The sequence below is a fragment of the Petrimonas sp. genome, from assembly GCF_963921705.1.
Lineage (GTDB): Bacteria > Bacteroidota > Bacteroidia > Bacteroidales > Dysgonomonadaceae > Petrimonas > Petrimonas sulfuriphila.
In genome coordinates this window covers 159,075-177,154 of record NZ_OY997410.1, presented here as the reverse complement: position 1 = coordinate 177,154, position 18,080 = coordinate 159,075, and the positions used below count along the sequence as shown (strand labels likewise).

Annotated in this window: 20 protein-coding genes and 1 tRNA gene; 8 read left to right on the top strand and 13 right to left on the bottom strand. The window is 46.6% G+C overall.

The genetic code is table 11. The features are described 5' to 3' along the window. Nucleotides 1–38: 38 nt before the first annotated feature. Nucleotides 39–455 (bottom strand): DoxX family membrane protein, encoded by a 417-nt coding sequence (locus AACM02_RS00730; protein WP_321717922.1) that lies wholly within the window; start codon nt 453–455, stop codon nt 39–41. An 84-nt stretch (nt 456–539) separates the two neighbouring features. On the opposite strand from AACM02_RS00730, the gene AACM02_RS00725 reads away from it, so the two are divergent. After that, nucleotides 540–1,772, top strand: coding sequence for an anaerobic sulfatase-maturation protein (locus tag AACM02_RS00725; protein ID WP_339115770.1), 1,233 nt, complete (start codon nt 540–542; stop codon nt 1,770–1,772). A 33-nt stretch (nt 1,773–1,805) separates the two neighbouring features. Here AACM02_RS00725 and AACM02_RS00720 read toward each other — a convergent pair whose 3' ends face one another. From AACM02_RS00720 to hpt, 10 genes are all read right to left on the bottom strand, one after another. Further along, the gene (locus tag AACM02_RS00720) at nt 1,806–2,264 is read right to left on the bottom strand and encodes a biopolymer transporter ExbD (protein WP_214061977.1); all 459 of its coding nucleotides are present in this window, start codon (nt 2,262–2,264) and stop codon (nt 1,806–1,808) included. Between the two features lies 1 nt (nt 2,265). Further along, nucleotides 2,266–2,901, bottom strand: coding sequence for a biopolymer transporter ExbD (locus tag AACM02_RS00715; RefSeq protein WP_214061976.1), 636 nt, complete (start codon nt 2,899–2,901; stop codon nt 2,266–2,268). A gap of 15 nt (nt 2,902–2,916) precedes the next feature. Continuing rightward, complete coding sequence (locus tag AACM02_RS00710) at nt 2,917–3,396, bottom strand: hypothetical protein (protein ID WP_339115769.1); 480 nt, start codon at nt 3,394–3,396, stop codon at nt 2,917–2,919. A 5-nt stretch (nt 3,397–3,401) separates the two neighbouring features. After that, nucleotides 3,402–4,190, bottom strand: coding sequence for a MotA/TolQ/ExbB proton channel family protein (locus AACM02_RS00705; protein ID WP_214061974.1), 789 nt, complete (start codon nt 4,188–4,190; stop codon nt 3,402–3,404). A 118-nt stretch (nt 4,191–4,308) separates the two neighbouring features. After that, nucleotides 4,309–4,396, bottom strand: a tRNA-Ser gene (locus tag AACM02_RS00700). A 163-nt stretch (nt 4,397–4,559) separates the two neighbouring features. Beyond that, nucleotides 4,560–5,336, bottom strand: coding sequence for a TatD family hydrolase (locus AACM02_RS00695; RefSeq protein ID WP_332456846.1), 777 nt, complete (start codon nt 5,334–5,336; stop codon nt 4,560–4,562). Continuing rightward, the gene (locus tag AACM02_RS00690) at nt 5,333–6,028 is read right to left on the bottom strand and encodes a hypothetical protein (protein ID WP_332456847.1); all 696 of its coding nucleotides are present in this window, start codon (nt 6,026–6,028) and stop codon (nt 5,333–5,335) included. The genes AACM02_RS00695 and AACM02_RS00690 overlap by 4 nt, the downstream gene beginning before the upstream one ends. A gap of 9 nt (nt 6,029–6,037) precedes the next feature. Beyond that, nucleotides 6,038–7,018 carry a polyprenyl synthetase family protein gene (locus AACM02_RS00685; RefSeq protein WP_339115768.1) on the bottom strand — a complete coding sequence of 327 codons (981 nt, stop codon included), beginning with the start codon at nt 7,016–7,018 and terminating at the stop codon, nt 6,038–6,040. Between the two features lie 81 nt (nt 7,019–7,099). After that, entirely contained in the window at nt 7,100–7,795 is a 696-nt protein-coding gene (locus AACM02_RS00680; protein WP_339115767.1) for an energy transducer TonB, read from the bottom strand. A 369-nt stretch (nt 7,796–8,164) separates the two neighbouring features. Next, complete coding sequence (gene hpt / locus AACM02_RS00675) at nt 8,165–8,704, bottom strand: hypoxanthine phosphoribosyltransferase (protein ID WP_214063766.1); 540 nt, start codon at nt 8,702–8,704, stop codon at nt 8,165–8,167. 198 nt (nt 8,705–8,902) lie between these two features. Between hpt and AACM02_RS00670 the strand changes: the two genes are divergently transcribed. The 3 genes from AACM02_RS00670 to AACM02_RS00660 all read left to right on the top strand — a co-directional run bounded on the left by AACM02_RS00670 (nt 8,903) and on the right by AACM02_RS00660 (nt 11,092). Beyond that, nucleotides 8,903–10,063 carry a thioredoxin-like domain-containing protein gene (locus tag AACM02_RS00670; RefSeq protein ID WP_339115766.1) on the top strand — a complete coding sequence of 387 codons (1,161 nt, stop codon included), beginning with the start codon at nt 8,903–8,905 and terminating at the stop codon, nt 10,061–10,063. A gap of 158 nt (nt 10,064–10,221) precedes the next feature. Then, nucleotides 10,222–10,692 carry a transcription elongation factor GreA gene (greA, locus tag AACM02_RS00665; RefSeq protein ID WP_332456850.1) on the top strand — a complete coding sequence of 157 codons (471 nt, stop codon included), beginning with the start codon at nt 10,222–10,224 and terminating at the stop codon, nt 10,690–10,692. Between the two features lie 4 nt (nt 10,693–10,696). Beyond that, nucleotides 10,697–11,092 carry an HIT family protein gene (locus tag AACM02_RS00660; protein ID WP_339115765.1) on the top strand — a complete coding sequence of 132 codons (396 nt, stop codon included), beginning with the start codon at nt 10,697–10,699 and terminating at the stop codon, nt 11,090–11,092. Nucleotides 11,093–11,110: 18 nt separating this feature from the next. On the opposite strand, the gene coaA is transcribed toward AACM02_RS00660, so the two are convergent. Then, a complete protein-coding gene (gene coaA, locus AACM02_RS00655; RefSeq protein ID WP_332456852.1) occupies nt 11,111–12,064 on the bottom strand; it encodes a type I pantothenate kinase in 954 nt (317 codons plus the stop codon). 150 nt (nt 12,065–12,214) lie between these two features. On the opposite strand from coaA, the gene AACM02_RS00650 reads away from it, so the two are divergent. Next, nucleotides 12,215–12,778 (top strand): hypothetical protein, encoded by a 564-nt coding sequence (locus AACM02_RS00650; RefSeq protein WP_339115764.1) that lies wholly within the window; start codon nt 12,215–12,217, stop codon nt 12,776–12,778. Between the two features lie 31 nt (nt 12,779–12,809). On the opposite strand, the gene htpG is transcribed toward AACM02_RS00650, so the two are convergent. Next, nucleotides 12,810–14,699 carry a molecular chaperone HtpG gene (gene htpG, locus AACM02_RS00645; RefSeq protein ID WP_339115763.1) on the bottom strand — a complete coding sequence of 630 codons (1,890 nt, stop codon included), beginning with the start codon at nt 14,697–14,699 and terminating at the stop codon, nt 12,810–12,812. Nucleotides 14,700–15,053: 354 nt separating this feature from the next. On the opposite strand from htpG, the gene AACM02_RS00640 reads away from it, so the two are divergent. The 3 genes from AACM02_RS00640 (at nt 15,054) to AACM02_RS00630 (ending at nt 18,025) form a co-directional block, all read left to right on the top strand. Beyond that, a complete protein-coding gene (locus tag AACM02_RS00640) occupies nt 15,054–15,572 on the top strand; it encodes an RNA polymerase sigma factor (RefSeq protein WP_214063378.1) in 519 nt (172 codons plus the stop codon). Between the two features lie 111 nt (nt 15,573–15,683). Further along, nucleotides 15,684–16,619 (top strand): calcium/sodium antiporter, encoded by a 936-nt coding sequence (locus AACM02_RS00635; RefSeq protein WP_214063379.1) that lies wholly within the window; start codon nt 15,684–15,686, stop codon nt 16,617–16,619. Nucleotides 16,620–16,642: 23 nt separating this feature from the next. Beyond that, entirely contained in the window at nt 16,643–18,025 is a 1,383-nt protein-coding gene (locus tag AACM02_RS00630) for a transglycosylase SLT domain-containing protein (protein WP_339115762.1), read from the top strand. Nucleotides 18,026–18,080: the final 55 nt, after the last annotated feature.

Here is an 18,080-nt window from a genome sequence, read left to right as displayed (position 1 = left end):
CCTTTTTTTATTCTGCTCGGTACACGGGACAGAGGGCCTTAAGCAATGCGAGGGATATATTTTGCATCGAAGGAATATTTTCCGGGGCCCGTGAGCAAAGCCGCTGCAAAAACAATCAGCAAGTCGAGTGCATGCCCGTATTTCATAAAATCATCGCCCTGTGAAAAGTGCATAACCAGCGCCACAGTCATGGTTCCGATAAGCAAGAGGGCTGCCGGACGGAAAAACAGTCCCAGGGCAAACAAAATTCCCCCGATAGTCTCGGCAAAGGCCGCCATAAATCCCCAGAACGTGGGAGCAAAGTTTATGCCCAGGTTCGACATGGTGCCGCCGATGGCCGTCCACGTCTCCGGGCCTCCCGTAATTTTGGGTAAACCGTGGAAAAATATCGAAACGCCAATACCTACTCGCAGGAGGAGCAATCCGGCCTGCAATAAATTTTTATCTTTTCTCATGTTGTCATTATTTTAAATTATATTCAAGGCCTAAACTCCAAAACCCTACAAATTGTTTATATTTGTCCAATAAATAAAATTGATATGTCTGTTTTTGCTCCCTTTGCCAAACCGTTATATGTGATGCTCAAACCCGTAGGGTCGCGTTGTAACCTCGATTGTGATTATTGCTATTACCTCGAGAAGGCAAACCTGTATGCAGAGAAGAAGAACCACGTGATGAGTGAAGAACTGCTCGAAAAGTTCATCAAAGAATACATAGAGTCGCAGACCATGCCGCAGGTGCTGTTTACCTGGCACGGCGGTGAAACGTTGATGCGCCCGTTGAGTTTCTACAAGAAGGCAGTTGAGCTGCAGAAAAAATATGCCGGAGGACGGCAGATTGATAATTCCATTCAAACCAACGGAACGTTGCTTACCGATGACTGGTGCCGCTTTTTCAAGGAGAACAATTTCCTGGTGGGTATCTCCATTGATGGGCCGCAGGAGTTTCACGATGAGTACCGGAGGGATAAGATGGGCCGCCCGTCGTTTCATAAGGTAATGCGCGGGATGGAGCTTCTTAATAAGCACGGAGTGGAATATAACTGTATGGCTGTGGTGAACGATTACAACGCGGATTTCCCGTTGGAGTTTTATCGTTTTTTCAAAACTACCGGCAGCCGCTTCATTCAGTTTACCCCTATCGTCGAACGAATACGAAAAAAGAATTCTCCGTTAAAGCTGGCCACGGCAGAAGATAGGGAGGATGCGGTGGAGTTGGCGCCGTTCAGTGTTTCTCCGGAGAAGTGGGGCAGATTCCTCTGCGCTATTTTCGACGAATGGGTGAAAGAAGATGTGGGGCAGGTTTTTGTTCAGCTTTTCGACTCCACGCTGGCTAACTGGGTGGGAGAGCAACCCGGGCTTTGTACAATGGCCAAGACTTGCGGACATGCCGGGGTGATGGAGTTCAACGGGGATGTCTATTCGTGCGACCATTTTGTTTTCCCGGAATACCGTTTGGGCAATATTTACGCCAAGCCGCTCGCTTCAATGATGTATTCCAACGAGCAGCTCACCTTTGGTAACGACAAGTTCGATAAACTTCCCCGGCAATGCAGGGAGTGTGATTTTCTTTTTGCCTGTTACGGAGAATGTCCCAAAAATAGATTTGTGAGAGATAAGTATGGGATTCCCGGATTAAATTACCTTTGTAAAGGTTACTATACATTCTTTAACCACGTTGCACCCTACATGGATTTTATGAAGCGTGAACTCCTGGCTGAGCGGCCACCGGCCAATGTGATGGAATGGATCAAAAAAACCGGATCACGATAGTGACCCGGTTTTTCTATTGTAGAAACATGCTCCTTAGTTTTCAGCTTTTCGTGCCGAATAACTGATCTTCAAAGCATATGCTTTACGGAGTGCCTGTTTAACATCGCTGATGTAGCGCATCCTTGTTTGTTCGTCCGCCTTGATGGATACCGTCATCAATTGCTGGTCCGCCTCATTCATACTCGCTTTTTCCTGGGCGATATAATCCTGGATGTCTTCCACTTCGGCAAACTTGTCGTTCAACTGCATCTGGGTTCCCGTACCGAATCTTGGGTCCATTGCAGGCCCGATATTGATGTAGGTTACCAGCGATTTTTTCTCCAGTTTCTGAATTTCAGTGGCAGAAGGCAATTTCAACCTTACCATTAACTCCTCAGAGCGCATGGTGGTTGTAACCATAAAGAAGAATAAGATGGCAAATACCAGGTCAGGCATTGAAGCTGTGTTCAATTCGGGCATCTCACGCCCGCCGCTTTTACTAAATTTTCCCATATTAATTTCCTCCCATAAAGTTTTTAGGTTCGGCCTCAGAAATTCTCTGCGGATACAATTTATTTATCTGTTCCTTTTGATCGTCGGTCAGATTTTCGTAGTCTGAGTTGAAATACTTCTTCGATCCTTCCTGCCGCAACTCGTTATACGCTTTTACCAGTTCGTTCTGAACCGCGATATAGGTTTTGTAACTGGTGGTAGCGTCATTTTGTAACGACACAACGTGGTCGGCGGTCACCGGTACAGTCCCGATGGGCGTACCAAAGTCTTCCTCCACCAATTCCGGCAATAAAGGATTGTTACTCGTATTCAATACAAACTCTTTTACTTTATCTTTCAAGCTTGGCTTGTCTCCACGACCGAGCAATTCAGCATCGTTTTGATACCAGTCCGTCTCTGCCTGAGAAGCAACCATGGTCTCGTCTTTGGAGTTTACCAGTACGACCAGCAGGTTCCGCCGTTGAACATCAACCGTTTGTTGCTGATCTTCGTTTTGTGGCGGTGGTGGCAAACGTCTTGCCAGCCCGCTGTCGGTGTCCATACTCGAAACAAGCAGGAAGAAAGTAAGCAAAAGAAACGAAATGTCCGCCATTGAACTTGCATTCAGAGCTGGAACTTTTCTTTTTTTCTTTGACATAGATTTTTTCTTTTGTTATTTTCTTTTACCTAATAGTGGGGATATGATCATTGCTGCAATGCTGAGCACCAGCATGATGTACATGCTGAATATCCACATGTCTGTCATTTTCAATGTTGCCGGATTATTGTCCGGGCCATCATAACCCGGGATATTCAATAATTCTCCGCTTCCAAGGGCGTAAGATACTCCCAGAATTACAACCATTGCTACAAGGACCAACAATCCACCCAAAGCGCTTTTTGGGTGTGTTTTCAAGCTATTGAAAAATCCAAAGACAGCAAAAAGGATCAATACAACAACCGTTACTGCCAATAAGATATAAGCCCAATACAACATTATATCAGTAAATGCTGGCTGAGACATATCGGCAACAAGTTTTTGTTCAGGCGCTACTTGTCCTCCAAATAAGAATAGTGCTATTACTGCCAACGTTACAAGAATCGCGACAAGAAACACTAAACTGGAGGTTCTTCGTATTTTAGTTACAGCCATATCAATTATAATTTTTTGTATTTAACGTTGTATTTTACCACCTGGTCGAGAAGGGTGATGGAGGCATCTTCCATTCTGTTCAAAATATTTTCCAGTTTGGAGAGGATGTAGTTGTAAAAAATTTGAAGGATAAGGGCCACGATAAGACCTCCTACTGTTGTGATCAAAGCCACTTTCATACCACCGGCAACAATTGTCGGGCTCATATCACCTGCACGTTGGATATCGTCGAAAGCCTGTACCATACCGATAACTGTTCCCAAGAATCCGAGAGACGGAGCAAGAGCGATAAACAGGGTAATCCAGGAGAGGTTTTTTTCGAGCAAACCGCTTTGTACTCCTCCGTAAGAGACGATGGCGCGCTCTACGGCGTCGGGTCCCTGGTCCAGACGAAGTAATCCCTGGTATGCAATTGATGCGATCGGGCCGCGGGTATTGCGGGCAATATCCTTGGCTGCATCGATATCTCCTCTGTCGAGTGCTTCACCAACCCCGTTCAACAATGCCTTTGGATTAACATCTGCCAAGCTCAGGTAGATAATTCTTTCGAGAGCAAAAGCCAGACCGAGTATCAAACAGATAGCGATCAAAGCCATAAATCCGGCACCACCTTCAATAAATTTGGTTTTAAGTGCTTGGTGAAATCCACCTCCATCAGTTTCGGCAACCGATATTGCTGCTGGAGCTGTTTCTTCTACTGCCGGTGCAGCGGGAGCATCTTGAGCGGAAAGAATTGTCGGCAATCCTACAGACATAAGGCCGAAGATTGCTAAAATTGCAAATAACTTTTTCATTGTGTGTTCAATTTTTGTTTGGATTAATGAATTTAATTTTGTTTTTTAAATTGATTTTTTTTGATTTATTTAAACGTTTAGTTCGTTGCCTTATATGTTATTTGTCAGCTTGTTGACGCGGAGAGAGCGGGATTCGAACCCGCGATACACTTTTGGCGTATACACGCTTTCCAGGCGTGCCTCTTCAACCACTCGAGCATCTCTCCATTAGGAGACAGTTTCAGAAAACGGGCGCAAATTACAAAAAAAAAATTACTTACCCTTCTTTTATCCGGCAAAATTACTGAAATTATCGATTAATTGCTATTTCAAGTGCAAATTATTTCAAAAAAAACGGTTTTCCGTGAAAAAATGTTTTATTCCTTATTTTTAGTAAGCTATATTAAATAAACGATATGCATTTTCCGTTGTTACTGCGGTAATTTCCTCTTCCGTTTTGCAATAAATTATTGAAAGCTTTTTTACGATCTCCTTTAAATACGCCGGTTCGTTACGCTTGCCCCTGTACGGAACCGGTGCTAGATAGGGGGAGTCGGTTTCAAGGATGATATTCTCCAACACACAATTTTCCAGTGTTTCCATCAATCCCGATCTTTTGAAGGTGACCACTCCGTTTATCCCGATGTAAAAATTCCCAAGTTCCAGGATCTCTTTCAACTCGCCTATGCTTCCCCCAAAACTGTGGAAGACTCCGAAAAGGTCTTTTTCACCGGTTTTTTTTATCGATTCTATCACTTCGGGGATAGCCTCTCTTGAATGAATGGCTACCGGCAGTTTTTTTTCAATGCTCCAGGCGAGCTGCCTTTCAAAAGCGGCTACCTGTCTTTCTTTTGAGCTTTTATCCCAATACAAGTCGATACCTATCTCACCGATGGCTATATACCCCGTTCGGTTTAGCTCGTCGTAAATGATTTCCAGCTGTTGTTCCCAGTCCTCCCGCACGTTTGTAGGATGCAACCCCATCATCGGTATAAAAAACGACGGGTATTTATCGACGGTTTGCTTTAAATCAGAAACGGTTGTTTCGTCTATGTTGGGAAGCAGCACTTTCTCTACTCCTATCGACCTGGCTCTGGCAACTACATCGTCCAGGTCTTTTTCAAAATCTTCCAGATACAGGTGGGCGTGCGTATCAACGATTCTCATCCAATGGTTTCTCCTTTGCGGTAATAATAGATCAGACCGTATTCCCTGTTTTTATCCAGCCGCTCGTTTCCCGGAAGTTCAGCATTAAATCTCTCCACCTCTTCCCAGATATCAAAAATAACACCGTCCACCTCACTTCTGAACTCGGAAACTTCATCCAGGGTTCTTGCGGTGGCTTTCTGATGGATTTGCTGGGTTTGGTAACCCTCTTTAAACAGAATATACATGACACTCACTTTGGCAATGCCCGGATTGTATATCGGCACACCACCCCGCGCCACCCGCTTGTTCTCTCCGGCAATGATTCTCTGGCCCCATTGCAGCAGTTGTTCGTTTGAGCTCAGGTCGGGAACGACAAAGTTTGTGTCCTGCAAACCGTAAAGCTCCAGGTGTTCCGGTTTTATCTCGGAGCGCATGACGCTCATGTACAAGACCTGAATGAAATGGGAGAGGTACATCCTCGCATTCTTCACCTTGCTTTGAAAGGCAATGTTCGCTTTTACCTGGGTATCCAGGGTCTGCTGGTATTTCAGGGAAAGACGTTCGAATTTTTCCACCACGCTTCTTGCCCTCGACAGTGTTTTCATGGATATGGCGACATCTTGAAAATCAGTACCGGCTGCTTTCTCGATAGCTGTTTTCAACGCTTTAATCCGAGACAGGTCTGTATTGGGTAATCTGCGATAGGGCATTTACGGAAATTATTTTTCTCTGTACATCAGGTTTTCCGACAAGGAAATGAGTTCTTTTTTCCTTTCGTCAGCCACATGCACCAACGAAAGAGAATCCAACGCTGCAAGATAATACTTTTCGATGAGATTTTCCGAAATCGACTTTAAATTTAAATCATTGTAAATATTTTTAACGGATTCAATTTTTTCGTTTTTGTCGAATTTTTCTGCGGTAATCCATTTTAGTAACTCCGTGCGTTGCCTTTCGCCGGATGTTTTCAGCGCTTTTATCAGCAGGTAGGTTTTTTTATTGCTGACAATGTCTCCGCCGATATTTTTCCCAAACGTTTTAACATCTCCGTAAACATCCAACAAATCATCTTTCAGTTGAAAAGCCAGTCCGATGTTTATGCCAAAGGTGTAGAGCAGTTCCGCATCACGCGGGGAGGCTCCGGCCAGCAGGGCTCCCATCTTGAGCGAACAGGCTAGAAGTACCGCCGTCTTTAGCACGATCATCTCCAGGTACTCCGACTCTGTGACATCTGTTCTTTTCTCGAAATCCATATCCAGCTGTTGCCCCTGACACACCTCCATGGCCGTTTTTGAAAAGAGGGCAAGGATCTCCGGCAGGATGGCGGGTGGTACGGAACTTACGTGTTTATACGATTCTATCAGCATGGCGTCACCCGAGAGAATGGCGGTGTTGGCGTCCCACTTCTTGTGGACCGCCGGCATGCCTCTCCGCATATCCGAATTGTCCATCAGGTCGTCGTGCAACAGGGTGAAGTTGTGAAAAATCTCTATCCCTATGGCCGGCTTCAACGATTGGTCCACCTCCTTGCCAAACATATCCGTGGCTAGCAAGGCCAACAATGGGCGTACCCTCTTTCCACCAACGGAGAGGGAATAGCTGATAGGTTCGAAAAGGCTCGCTGGTTTTAAATCGAAAGAGATATTTTGGATGGCTTCCTCAATTTTCTTGCTTAAGGTGTCGGCGCTGTGTAAAATCATGTTGGTGAAATTTAATTTAGAACAAAAAGCTGCCTTTGGGACAAAGGCAGCTTTCGATATTTCAAGAATTACTGTAGTTGATTATTGTTGCAGGCGGAACACCACAGGAAGGGTGAATCGTACGCGCACTGCAGAGCCACGTTGCCTTCCGGCTTTCCATTTGGGCATCGACTGGATAACGCGGATAGCCTCTTTATCGAGCGATGGGTCAACTCCGCGAACTACCTGAACGTCACTAATGCTGCCGTCTCTCTCTACCACAAAATTGGTGATGACACGTCCCTGGATGCCGTTTTCCTGGGCAATAACCGGGTATTTAATGTTGTCGCTTAAGAACTTCATCATGGCTGTATTTCCTCCCGGGAATTCCGGTTGTTCTTCTACCACAACGAAAATTTCTTCGGTTACTTCTTCTACTATAGGTTTGGGTGGTGGTGGCGGAACAAAAGCTTCCATCTGCCTCTTACTTGCATCATCCTCCGTGTTGATCTCGATTCTTGTTTCCACTTTTTCTTCCACTACCTGAATGATTTCCGGAGTTTCCGGTGCCGGTGGCGGTGGTGGCGGTGGCGGAGTCGGATCGCGACGAGTGATTTCAATTTCTTCTTCTGCCAAAACGTCCTGAACAATAATGCTCTCGTCCAGCTTTTTGGTTTGGGAAGACCATTCAAAAGCGAAGAACAGCACCGACACAGCAACCACTACCCCCATCAGGATAGAAGTGAGCTTGAGCGTTTCAATATTCGCTTTGGGTGATTTTTTTACTTCATCATTCATTTTGATTCTACTTTTTTATGTGTTTTACTGACTGAATATACCCACGACATCGGGTGCAAAAATAGGCAAATTTTTTTATACTGTCGTATTTCGCCGATAAAATTCTCAAAAAAATGTCATTTTCTCGCTAGATTGACCAAATCCCGTTACAAATATCGTTTTAATTAGCGTATTTGAATTCACCTCAAATGTACAAATTAGACAGCAAAATCGGAATTTTGTTTAGCTAATAATTATCAAAATGCCTCCCCGTTTTTGGTGTTACCATTAAATTGATATAAAAGGAGACGGCAAACGATTAATATATTTCAATTTTAACGTTTTATCGGGAAATTTTTGAATCAGGTTGTGACGACTGATGCGGTATTGTCAGGGCCTAATCTTGTAAATATCTTTCAAATTCCTGCCGTAACCGTCGTAGTCCAGGCCATAGCCCACGATAAAATCGTTGGGGATTTCCAGTGCTACGTAATCGAGTTGTATCTCCTGTTTCAGCGCGTCCGGCTTCAGTAGCAGGGTGGCAATCTTTATCTCTTTGGGGTTGAGCTTGTTGAGTTCTTCTTTGAGCGCCACCATCGTATTTCCCGAATCCACGATGTCTTCCACAATCACAACCGTACGGTTCTCGATGCTTTCGTTCAAACCCAGCACTTCCTGTACTTTATTGGTGGTGGTTGTTCCCTGATAGGAAGCCAATCGTACAAAAGTTATCTCGCAGGGGACGCTCACTTCTTTCATCAGCTCTCCGGCAAACATAAAAGCGCCGTTGAGTACGGCAATAAAAACAGGGTTTTTATCGCGTAGATCACGGTCCATTTTTTCTGCAATCCGATTGATAGCGGCTTGAATCTGCTCGAATTCGATGAATTTTTCAAACTGCTTGTCCTTGATGGTTACTATTTCATTCATGTGTTGTGGATTTTAAAACCACAAAAGTAGCGCTTTTTTTCTTTTTCTGTAACAAAATCCAACACTTTCTGTAATCCGGCCTGAGTTCCGGGGGCGGACAACCTGGATGTCCCAGCAGAACAATAAAATTGAACATTCTTCCAAAATTGACGAAAAATTGTTAAGTTTGCGCCCTGAAATTCTTACGCAATTTTTGATATGAAAAAATACGTTTCTTTGTTACCCGCAGTGTTGTTAACAGCTGCTGTCCTGCTGTCCTGTCAGTCGGAGAAAACCTTTGAGGTAAAAGGAGAACTCTCTGCTGCCGGCGATCAGACCTTATACCTGGAGCACCGTGGCCTGGGTGGTGTTGAACTGCTCGATTCGGTTAAGCTGAAAGAGAACGGGAAGTTTGCATTTAAAGAAAAGGCCCCCGTAAATCCCGAATTTTACCAGTTGAGGGTAGGGAGCCAGGTGGCTGTTTTTGCCATCGACTCGATAGAGACTTTGCAGGTCAGGGGCGATGCGAAAGACCTGGCGAGTACGTTGTCCATCGAAAACTCGCCCGTGAACGAGCAGATCAGGCAGATCGATTCCCAGACCCGTCAAGTCAACATCCGGATCAGTGAAGCGGAAAAAAAACATACAGCCAAGGCTATTGACGACGTGGCTTACCTGGCCGAGCTCGACTCCGTCCTGACAGCGTACAAGGCGGAAATCACCAAACTGATACTGGGCAATCCTTCGGGTGCGGCGGCATACTATGCGGTTTTTCAGAAGGTGGACGGCTACCTGATATTTGATCCTTACAACAAGCAGGATTACGCCATGTTTGGAGCGGTGGCCACGTCGTGGGACCGGTACTATCCCGGCACCCCCCGATCGAAGCACCTGTACGACTTCACGATGAATGCCCTGAAAACAAGGAAACAGCAGGAGCAACAGGCTGCCCTGCTCGAGAATGTTCCGGTTGTTTCCGGGTTATCGCTGCCGGATATCGTTCTGACGGAAGTTAACGGGGAAAAAATAACCCTCTCCTCGCAAAAGGGAAAAGTGGTTGTACTGGACTTCACCGTGTATAAATCGGACTTCTCCCCTGCTCACAACATGGAGTTGAACAAAATCTATTCGCAGCACAAGGCTAAAGGGTTGGAGATCTATCAGATCTCTTTCGATTCAGACGAGCATTTCTGGAAGAACGCGGCGAGCAACCTGCCCTGGATTACCGTTCGTGATCCGCAAAACGTATATTCCCGCCTGCTCTCCACGTATAATGTCCGCGATATACCTACGGCATTTGTTATCAACAGGGATGGTGATGTGGTGGCACGTGTTGAAAATTACGCAACCCTTCCCGGCGAAGTGGGGAAAGTATTGTAAAATTTGGCAAAAAGTTTTTTTAATTTCGGAGAAAGGAGTATCTTTGCAGTAAACGTAAAAGATTGAATAAAGGGGATTCCGGTCTGTAAAGCAGCCGGAATTCTTTTTCTTTAATCTATATCTGTGTCAAACATTTAAAAAATAGGAGAGTTAAAAAAATGGCAATTACTTATATGACCGAAGAAGGTCTTCGAAAGCTGAAAGAGGAACTTGTGCATATGGAATCCGTACAAAGGCCGGAGATTTCGCGTCAGATTGCTGAAGCACGGGACAAGGGCGATTTATCGGAAAATGCGGAATACGATGCCGCCAAAGAAGCCCAGGGATTACTGGAGGGAAAAATCGCACAGCTGAAAGGGCTGATTGCCACTGCCCGTATTATTGATGAGAGTGCTATCAGCACCGATGAGATTCAGATCATGAACAAGGTGACCATCAAGAACCTGAAAACGAAAAAAGACATGACCTATATGCTAGTGTCGGAAAGCGAAGCAGACCTGAAAAGCGGCAAGATCGCTGTGAATACGCCCATTGCACAAGGCCTGCTGGGTAAAAAGGTAGGAGATAAGGTAGATATCCAGGTGCCGTCGGGTACGCTGAGTTTTGAAGTGTTGGATATTTCGATTTAATCATATGGCAACTATTTTCAGCAGGATCATAGCGGGAGAGATTCCCTCATACAAGATAGCCGAGGACGACCGTTTTTTCGCTTTTCTGGATATCAATCCCATGGCGAAGGGGCATGCATTGGTGGTGCCGAAACAGGAGATCGATTATATTTTTGACCTGGACGACAGCCTGTTGGCTGGGATGGCCCTTTTTGCCAAAAAAGTGGCTGCAGCTATCCAGGCGGTGATCCCTTGCAGCCGCGTGGGGATGATGGTTATCGGGCTGGAGGTCCCGCATGCGCACATACACCTGATCCCCATTCAGAAGGAGGGAGACATGAGCCTGGCCAATCCGCGGATCCGGCTTTCGAAAGAAGAGTTTGCGGAGATTGCCGAAAAAATAAGCAGCCGGATTAACTGATTCCCCGCCCCGCCGGCCTTATATCTTCCTAATCCTTACTCCCCTCACGAAGTGGTGCTCGCTCTTTTCCAATATCAGGTCGGCACGGAAACGGGTGGGGAGAATGTTTTGCTCCAGGTTGGGCAGGTTTATCTCCTCCCACACTTCGTTGGCAAACTTCATCAACTCTTCTTCCCGGTACGAGGCATATTGATGAAAATAGGATTCGGGATTGGTAAATGCTGTTTTTTGTAGTGTCTTGAACCGTTCGAGGTACCATTGCCGGATATCTTTTTCAGCCGCATCCACATAAATGGAGAAATCAAAAAAATCGGAGACGAACAGCCGCCTTCGGGGTTTCTTATTGAGAGATACCTGCAAGACGTTGATGCCTTCCACGATCAGGATATCAGGCTTACCGATCTGCTGAATCTCGTTGGGAATAATATCGTAATACAGGTGCGAATAGACGGGAGCCTCCAGCGTTTCCCTTCCCGACTTCACCCCGGCCAGAAAAGCAAGGAGGTTTTTAGCATCGTAACTTTCGGGAAATCCCTTTTTGTTTAAAATCCCCCGCTTCTCAAGTTCCGCGTTCGGGTATAGGAACCCGTCGGTGGTGATCAACTCTACTTTCGGTTTTTCGGGGAGTATCGACAGGAGTTTCTGTAGCACCCGGGCGGTGGTGCTTTTGCCCACGGCCACGCTTCCCGCTATGCCGATGATGTAGGGAATGGTCTGGCTCGAATTCCTGAAAAACTCTTCCCGTTCGTGGTGCAGGTTCCGGTAATGCGTGATGTGGATTTGCAGCAACCGGATAAGCGGGATATAGATCTCTTCCACTTCCTCCACGGTAAGCGGTTCGTTCAGTGCCTGCAACTGTGTCAGGTCGATACCCGCAATCGGGAACTCGGGGTGGTCTTCAAGCATGCTCCATTCCTGGCGTGTAAAGCTCCGGAACGGCGAGTAAGTCACTTCGTAAGGTTTAAAAATCATAAGGATGCCATTTTCTCGTTGCAAAGATAAGACGGTTTTCTTTTACGGGCATTTTTTTGCCTAAAAAATCCGGATGTAGTTTTTTGTGTGCTGTTTAAACTTTATTCGGTTTCAATTGTCTTTAACCTATAACTAAAACCAAACATGATTATGAAAAAGTTTTTCTTTACCTTAGCATTAACCGTAGCCTCCCTAACACTGTTTGCGCAGAACTTCGATGTTTTCGTTACCCACATGAACGAATACACAAGGCGTTACGGCAACACCGAAATCGCCGGCCTGTACAACAATTACTACGGTGTTCCGGAGTCCACGCTGAACCTGTATTACAGCGATTTTGGGAACAATTGGGGGAATGTGGCTTTGGGCCTTGAATTGAGCGGGATCTTCGGTATCCCGATGCCCGATGTTTTTGGCATTTACCGCGAAGGGGTTTCCAACGGACAAGGCTGGGGAGTGATGGCCAAACGATACGGCATCAAACCCGGGTCGGCCGCGTTCCACAGGATGAAGAACACCCTGGGTAAATCGCACCGCGATTGGGGCGGTATATTTGGGGACTACGGTAAAACCAAAAATCCACGGGTTGCCGGAAGAGGGGGATATATTTTTGATACGGGTGTGGTGAAATTCAAAGGCGGAAAGGCAGATAAGCGGTTCGAAAAACAGGTCAGGAAGATGAATAAAAACAACAATAAGAGGGGAAAAAGATAATAATCCTTTCCCCCCTGCGTTGTTTTCGTGATTACAGAAGCTCCACGCTTCTTTTGATGAAGTTGCTCAAGGCTTCCCCCCTGAGCATCCCGTTGGAGAGCAGCGCCAGGTCGATAACCTGTTTCAGTCTGGCGTTTTCCGACGCAAATGCCGTTGTCTCTTCCTTCGATTTATCTTTGACCTCACCGAGAAGTTGTTTGGCAATCGGATGGTCCATGTTTACAATTACCTGGAACATGTCGGGCATCTCTCCGTAGAAAGCCATCCCCGGCTGCATGGCCGACATCTCCTTCATCCTTCGTGAAAATTCGTTTTGGGTGATCTGAACCGGCCGTGTGGTTTCGCCCAGCGATTTGAAGTCGACGTTGAACTCTGTCTTGTCGATGTTGGGAAGCAGTGATTGGATGGCTTCCGTCAGGTTCTCCTTCTCCTTGTCGGACAATTCCACGGAGGTTTTTTCGTCTTTCTCGATGATGTGCTCCACCGTGTCGCTGTCAACGCGTACGAAACGGGTTTTCTCCAGCTTCTGTTCGAGAAGTCCCAGCCAATGCACATCCAGCTGCCCGTCCATCATCAGCACGTCGTACCCTTTCCCTTTGGCGGCATCGATAAAGGTGTACTGGTCTTCCTTGTTGTTGGCATACAGGTACACCAGGGTGCTGTTCTTGTCGGTCTGGCTGCTTTCGATCAGGGCCTTGTACTCGTCCAGCGTGAAGTACTTGTTGTCGGTGTTCTTGAGCAGTGCAAACTTGGAAGCCCTGTCGTAAAAACGCTCTTCGGTAAGCATTCCGTATTCAACGAAAATTTTCAGGCTATCCCATTTCTCTTCGAGCTGCGTACGTTCCTTTTTGAAAATCTCCTCCAGCTTGTCGGCCACCTTCTTGGTGATGTGGTTCGAGATCTTCTTCACGTTGTTATCGCTTTGCAGGTATGAGCGCGACACGTTGAGCGGGATATCGGGCGAGTCGAGGACACCGTGAAGCAACGTCAGAAACTCGGGGACAATCCCTTCCACCGAATCGGTCACGAAAACCTGGTTGCTGTATAGCTGTATCTTGTTCCGTTGCAACTCTATGTTGCTTTTGACCTTCGGGAAATAAAGGATTCCCGTGAGGTTAAACGGATAATCCACGTTCAGGTGGATCCAGAAGAGCGGTTCGTCCATGCTCATCGGATAGAGCTTGCGGTAAAAATCGCGGTAATCCTCGTCTTTTAAACCAACAGGTTTTTGTTTCCAGAGCGGATTCACATCGTTGATAACGTTATCTTCTTCGGTATCCACGTACTTTCCGTCTTTCCACTCCTGTTTCTTCCCAAAAACGATAGGAACCGGTAAAAACTTACAGTACTTGTCCAGCAACGATTCAATCTTGCTCTTTTCCAGGAACGCCTCGTTCTCTTCGTCAATGTAGAGTATAATGTCCGTGCCGCGGCCGGTTTTGTCCGCCTCCTCCATCTTGTAGGCCGGATCGCCTTCGCACGACCATTTCACCGCAGGTTCCTCCTTGTAGGATTTGGTGACGATCTCCACCTTCTTAGACACCATGAACGAGGAATAAAAACCCAGCCCGAAATGCCCGATAATGGCATTGGCATTGTCCTTGTACTGATCGAGGAAATCGTTGGCCGAGGAAAGCGCTATCTGGTTGATGTACTTGTCCACTTCGTCAGCCGTCATTCCGATCCCGCGATCGGAGATGGTCAGCGTTTTGGTATCCTTATCGATAACTACCCTGACGGATAAATCGCCCGGGTCACCTTTGAATTCTCCTACATCCGACAATGTTTTCAGCTTTTGCGTAGCATCCACTGCGTTGGAGATAACTTCACGAAGAAAAATTTCGTGGTCACTGTAAAGAAATTTCTTGATGATGGGGAAAATATTTCCGGTTGTTACCCCAATTTGTCCTTCTTTTATCATACTATAATACTATATGGTGTTAATTTTAATCTTTCAAATTATTTGCAAATAGTATGCCATAAAAATGCCGGCTAACCTGCCTTCATCCGGCTTATTTAGACGTGATCTAAAATCACCGTTCTGCTGGAAATATTGCGTTTTTAGATTATCCAAATCACGATATAAATATTATTTATCGATCATGTGTGGAGAAAATCCCCACATGAAATATGTGTAACGTGCTGAATAACAAATCGCAAAATGATTTGGGCTGATTTGTTAACACTAATTAATTGTTTTTGAAATAAAAAAATGTTCACGGAGTAAATTATGTTATTATATTTGCAAAAGACAACACAATCAAAAATTAAAGCTATGAAGTCAAAAAGTTCTTTCGAAAACAGATTGCTGGGCTTGCAGGATAATATGTTTAACTTCGCATTAACTTTAACAGCAGATCGGGAAGATGCAAAAGATCTTTTGCAGGAAACAACTCTCCGGGTTTTGGACAACCGGGAAAAGTATTACGAGAACGTCAATTTTAAAGGATGGGTTTTCACCATCATGCACAATATATTTGTGAATAACTACCGCAAAATTGTCAGAAGCCAGACAATTATCGACAAAACAGAGAATTTGTATCACCTGAACCTGCCGCAAGATTCCGGGTTCAATACTCCCGACGGAGCCTACACCATCAAGGAGATCAACAAGGCCATTGCCAGCTTCACCGATGAATACAAAGTTCCCTTCTCCATGCACGTTTCCGGATATAAGTACGAAGAAATTGCGCAACACCTGGGGCTTCCCATCGGCACGGTTAAAAGCCGGATCTTTTTCGCCCGCAAACGCTTGCAGGAGATGCTGAAGGATTTCCGGTTCTATACGGAATAAAACGAAACCCTTATAAAAAAACCCCTTTGGCCATTTGAACCATAGGGGTTTTTTGTTGTTATAGGTACCTGTACGGCTTTGTGCCCTCCTTACTCATAAAACTAGTTGTTAATGGAAGTTGTTTGGTTATTGGTTTCACTCGTCATACTTTATTTCGGAGCTGAATGGCTCGTGTCAGGTGCATCGTCCTTTGCTGCCCGGTTGGGTGTCAGCCCGTTGATTATCGGGCTGACCATTGTTTCCATGGGGACGAGCGCTCCCGAGCTGGTGGTTAGCGTAAAAGCCGCGATGAACGGGCAAAGCGCCTTGTCGATTGGAAATGTACTGGGTTCCAACCTGTTTAATGTCGGAATCATTTTGGGCATTTCGGCGCTTATCTATCCGCTGGCCATTAAAAGGCAGCTGTTGAAGTTCGACGCTCCGGTTATGGTACTCACAGCGGTACTGTTCTTCGTGTTGTTTCTCGACGGTAGGATTTCGTCTGTCGAAGCTTTTCTCTTCGTGTTCCTCTTTGTGGCCTACATGGCCTATCTTTTTGTTACTTCGCTGAAAAACAAGAACCGGGCCAGCGAGGGAGACGAAGTCATCAAACAATTCAAACATTGGGCGATAGACGTACTGCTGATCGCACTGGGGTTTGCGGGACTGGTCTACGGTTCAAACCTGTTGGTGGACAATGCCATTATCATCGCCCAGAAATTAGGTATGTCGGAAGCCTTGATCGGGCTGACCATTGTTGCTGTTGGTACCAGCATGCCGGAACTGGCCACGTCTGTGGTGGCCGCCCTGAAAAAACGTTCCGATATTGCTATCGGGAACGTGGTGGGGTCCAATATCTTCAACCTCCTGTTGATTTTGGGTGTTGCCGGCGTTATTTATCCGATCGAGACCCCAGACATCAACATTATGGACAGCCTGTTCGTTGTCGGCATCAGCGCGCTGCTGTGGTTTTTCATGAAGATAGGTACCCGCGTAAGGCGCTGGCAGGGAACTATTTTCCTGGGTGTTTATCTGGTCTATTTCCTGATTAAGTTTGCTACGCTGTAGCGGTTTCAATATCACTGACGGATATGTTCAACCCCGGCCGTATCTTATTTGTCTTTATCCTGCTCCTCCTGTCTTGCAACAGGTCCAAGGAAGCAGGCTATGATTTTCCGCAGATCGCCGCGAAGGATACGCTCCGGGTGATCACGCTCAACACCTCCACCTCCTATTTTATTTACCGCGACCAGGAGATGGGGTATCACTACGAGATGATTAAAAGTTTTGCCGATGAGCATGGGCTGGAACTGCAGGTCGTAGTGGCCCAAAATACTTCGGCGCTTATTCGGTTGCTTCTCAACAACAGCGGCGACGTGGTTGCTTACAGCGTACCGGTAGAAAATGCATTGAAAGACTCGGTGCTGTATTGTGGGTTGTCGGAGATTTCCCACCAGGTAGTGGTGCAGCGTGCCGAACGCGATGATACCGTATTACAGGATGTGACGGAATTGATTGGCAGGGATATCTATGTGCTGCGCGGTTCCAAGTACGAGCAGCGGATGAACAACCTGAACCAGGAACTGGGAGGCGGGTTACGCCTCCGGTATGCGGACAGGGATACGCTGGTGGAGGAAGACCTGATCCGCATGGTATCGGGAGGTGAGATCCGGTACACCGTTGCCGACGAGTATGTGGCGCGGCTCAACCATACCTACTTCCGGAACATCGATGTAGGGCTGAAGGTCAGTTTCGATCAGCGGACCTCGTGGGCAGTCCGGAAAGACACCCCTGTCCTTGCCGATTCGCTGACTGCCTGGTTCGGCAGGGTCAACCGGGCACCCCATTACCTGCGGCTGACGAAGCGTTATTTCGAGGAAGCCAAGGGTTTCCATGCCGATAATCAATCCACTTTTGTCGCGATGCTGGCTCCCGGGCAAATTTCCCCGTGGGACGCCTACTTCAAGCAGTACGGCAAGCAGTACGGCGTGGACTGGCGGTTGCTGGCCTCCGTGTCGTACCACGAGTCCACGTTCGATCCCGACGGCCAGTCGTGGGCCGGAGCCGGCGGGTTGATGGGGTTGATGCCGGCCACGGCGGCAGCCTTGGGTATAGCCGGAAACGATCTGTATATACCCGAGACGAACATCCGTGCGGGAGCCGAATACCTGAAAATGCTGATCGATACGTTCTCCTCCGTTGGAAACGAGACGGAGCAGGTGAAGATGGCGTTAGCGTCCTACAACGGCGGGATCGGGCATGTCGCCGATGCCCGTGCGCTGGCCGAGAAGTACGCTGCCGACAAGAACGTGTGGGACGGGAACGTGGAGCGGTTCATCCAGTTAAAACGGCTGGAACAATATTACAACGACCCGGTTTGCAAAGCCGGTTATTTTCGCGGCGATGAAACCGTGGATTACGTGCGCGACGTGATCAGTCGCTGGCAGGCGTATAAATCATTATCTTCATTATAATCATAAAATTTTGATTTTTCCGAACTTTATTGTATTTTTGACCGAAAATACAACA

What these genes read in the sequence shown, in the direction of transcription:
- AACM02_RS00730 (WP_321717922.1), bottom strand. Translation starts at nt 455, where the DNA reads ATGAGAAAAGATAAAAATTTATTGCAGGCCGGATTGCTCCTCCTGCGA.
- AACM02_RS00725 (WP_339115770.1), top strand. Translation starts at nt 540, where the DNA reads ATGTCTGTTTTTGCTCCCTTTGCCAAACCGTTATATGTGATGCTCAAA.
- AACM02_RS00720 (WP_214061977.1), bottom strand. Translation starts at nt 2,264, where the DNA reads ATGGGAAAATTTAGTAAAAGCGGCGGGCGTGAGATGCCCGAATTGAAC.
- AACM02_RS00715 (WP_214061976.1), bottom strand. Translation starts at nt 2,901, where the DNA reads ATGTCAAAGAAAAAAAGAAAAGTTCCAGCTCTGAATGCAAGTTCAATG.
- AACM02_RS00710 (WP_339115769.1), bottom strand. Translation starts at nt 3,396, where the DNA reads ATGGCTGTAACTAAAATACGAAGAACCTCCAGTTTAGTGTTTCTTGTC.
- AACM02_RS00705 (WP_214061974.1), bottom strand. Translation starts at nt 4,190, where the DNA reads ATGAAAAAGTTATTTGCAATTTTAGCAATCTTCGGCCTTATGTCTGTA.
- AACM02_RS00695 (WP_332456846.1), bottom strand. Translation starts at nt 5,336, where the DNA reads ATGAGAATCGTTGATACGCACGCCCACCTGTATCTGGAAGATTTTGAA.
- AACM02_RS00690 (WP_332456847.1), bottom strand. Translation starts at nt 6,028, where the DNA reads ATGCCCTATCGCAGATTACCCAATACAGACCTGTCTCGGATTAAAGCG.
- AACM02_RS00685 (WP_339115768.1), bottom strand. Translation starts at nt 7,018, where the DNA reads ATGATTTTACACAGCGCCGACACCTTAAGCAAGAAAATTGAGGAAGCC.
- AACM02_RS00680 (WP_339115767.1), bottom strand. Translation starts at nt 7,795, where the DNA reads ATGAATGATGAAGTAAAAAAATCACCCAAAGCGAATATTGAAACGCTC.
- hpt (WP_214063766.1), bottom strand. Translation starts at nt 8,704, where the DNA reads ATGAATGAAATAGTAACCATCAAGGACAAGCAGTTTGAAAAATTCATC.
- AACM02_RS00670 (WP_339115766.1), top strand. Translation starts at nt 8,903, where the DNA reads ATGAAAAAATACGTTTCTTTGTTACCCGCAGTGTTGTTAACAGCTGCT.
- greA (WP_332456850.1), top strand. Translation starts at nt 10,222, where the DNA reads ATGGCAATTACTTATATGACCGAAGAAGGTCTTCGAAAGCTGAAAGAG.
- AACM02_RS00660 (WP_339115765.1), top strand. Translation starts at nt 10,697, where the DNA reads ATGGCAACTATTTTCAGCAGGATCATAGCGGGAGAGATTCCCTCATAC.
- coaA (WP_332456852.1), bottom strand. Translation starts at nt 12,064, where the DNA reads ATGATTTTTAAACCTTACGAAGTGACTTACTCGCCGTTCCGGAGCTTT.
- AACM02_RS00650 (WP_339115764.1), top strand. Translation starts at nt 12,215, where the DNA reads ATGAAAAAGTTTTTCTTTACCTTAGCATTAACCGTAGCCTCCCTAACA.
- htpG (WP_339115763.1), bottom strand. Translation starts at nt 14,699, where the DNA reads ATGATAAAAGAAGGACAAATTGGGGTAACAACCGGAAATATTTTCCCC.
- AACM02_RS00640 (WP_214063378.1), top strand. Translation starts at nt 15,054, where the DNA reads ATGAAGTCAAAAAGTTCTTTCGAAAACAGATTGCTGGGCTTGCAGGAT.
- AACM02_RS00635 (WP_214063379.1), top strand. Translation starts at nt 15,684, where the DNA reads ATGGAAGTTGTTTGGTTATTGGTTTCACTCGTCATACTTTATTTCGGA.
- AACM02_RS00630 (WP_339115762.1), top strand. Translation starts at nt 16,643, where the DNA reads ATGTTCAACCCCGGCCGTATCTTATTTGTCTTTATCCTGCTCCTCCTG.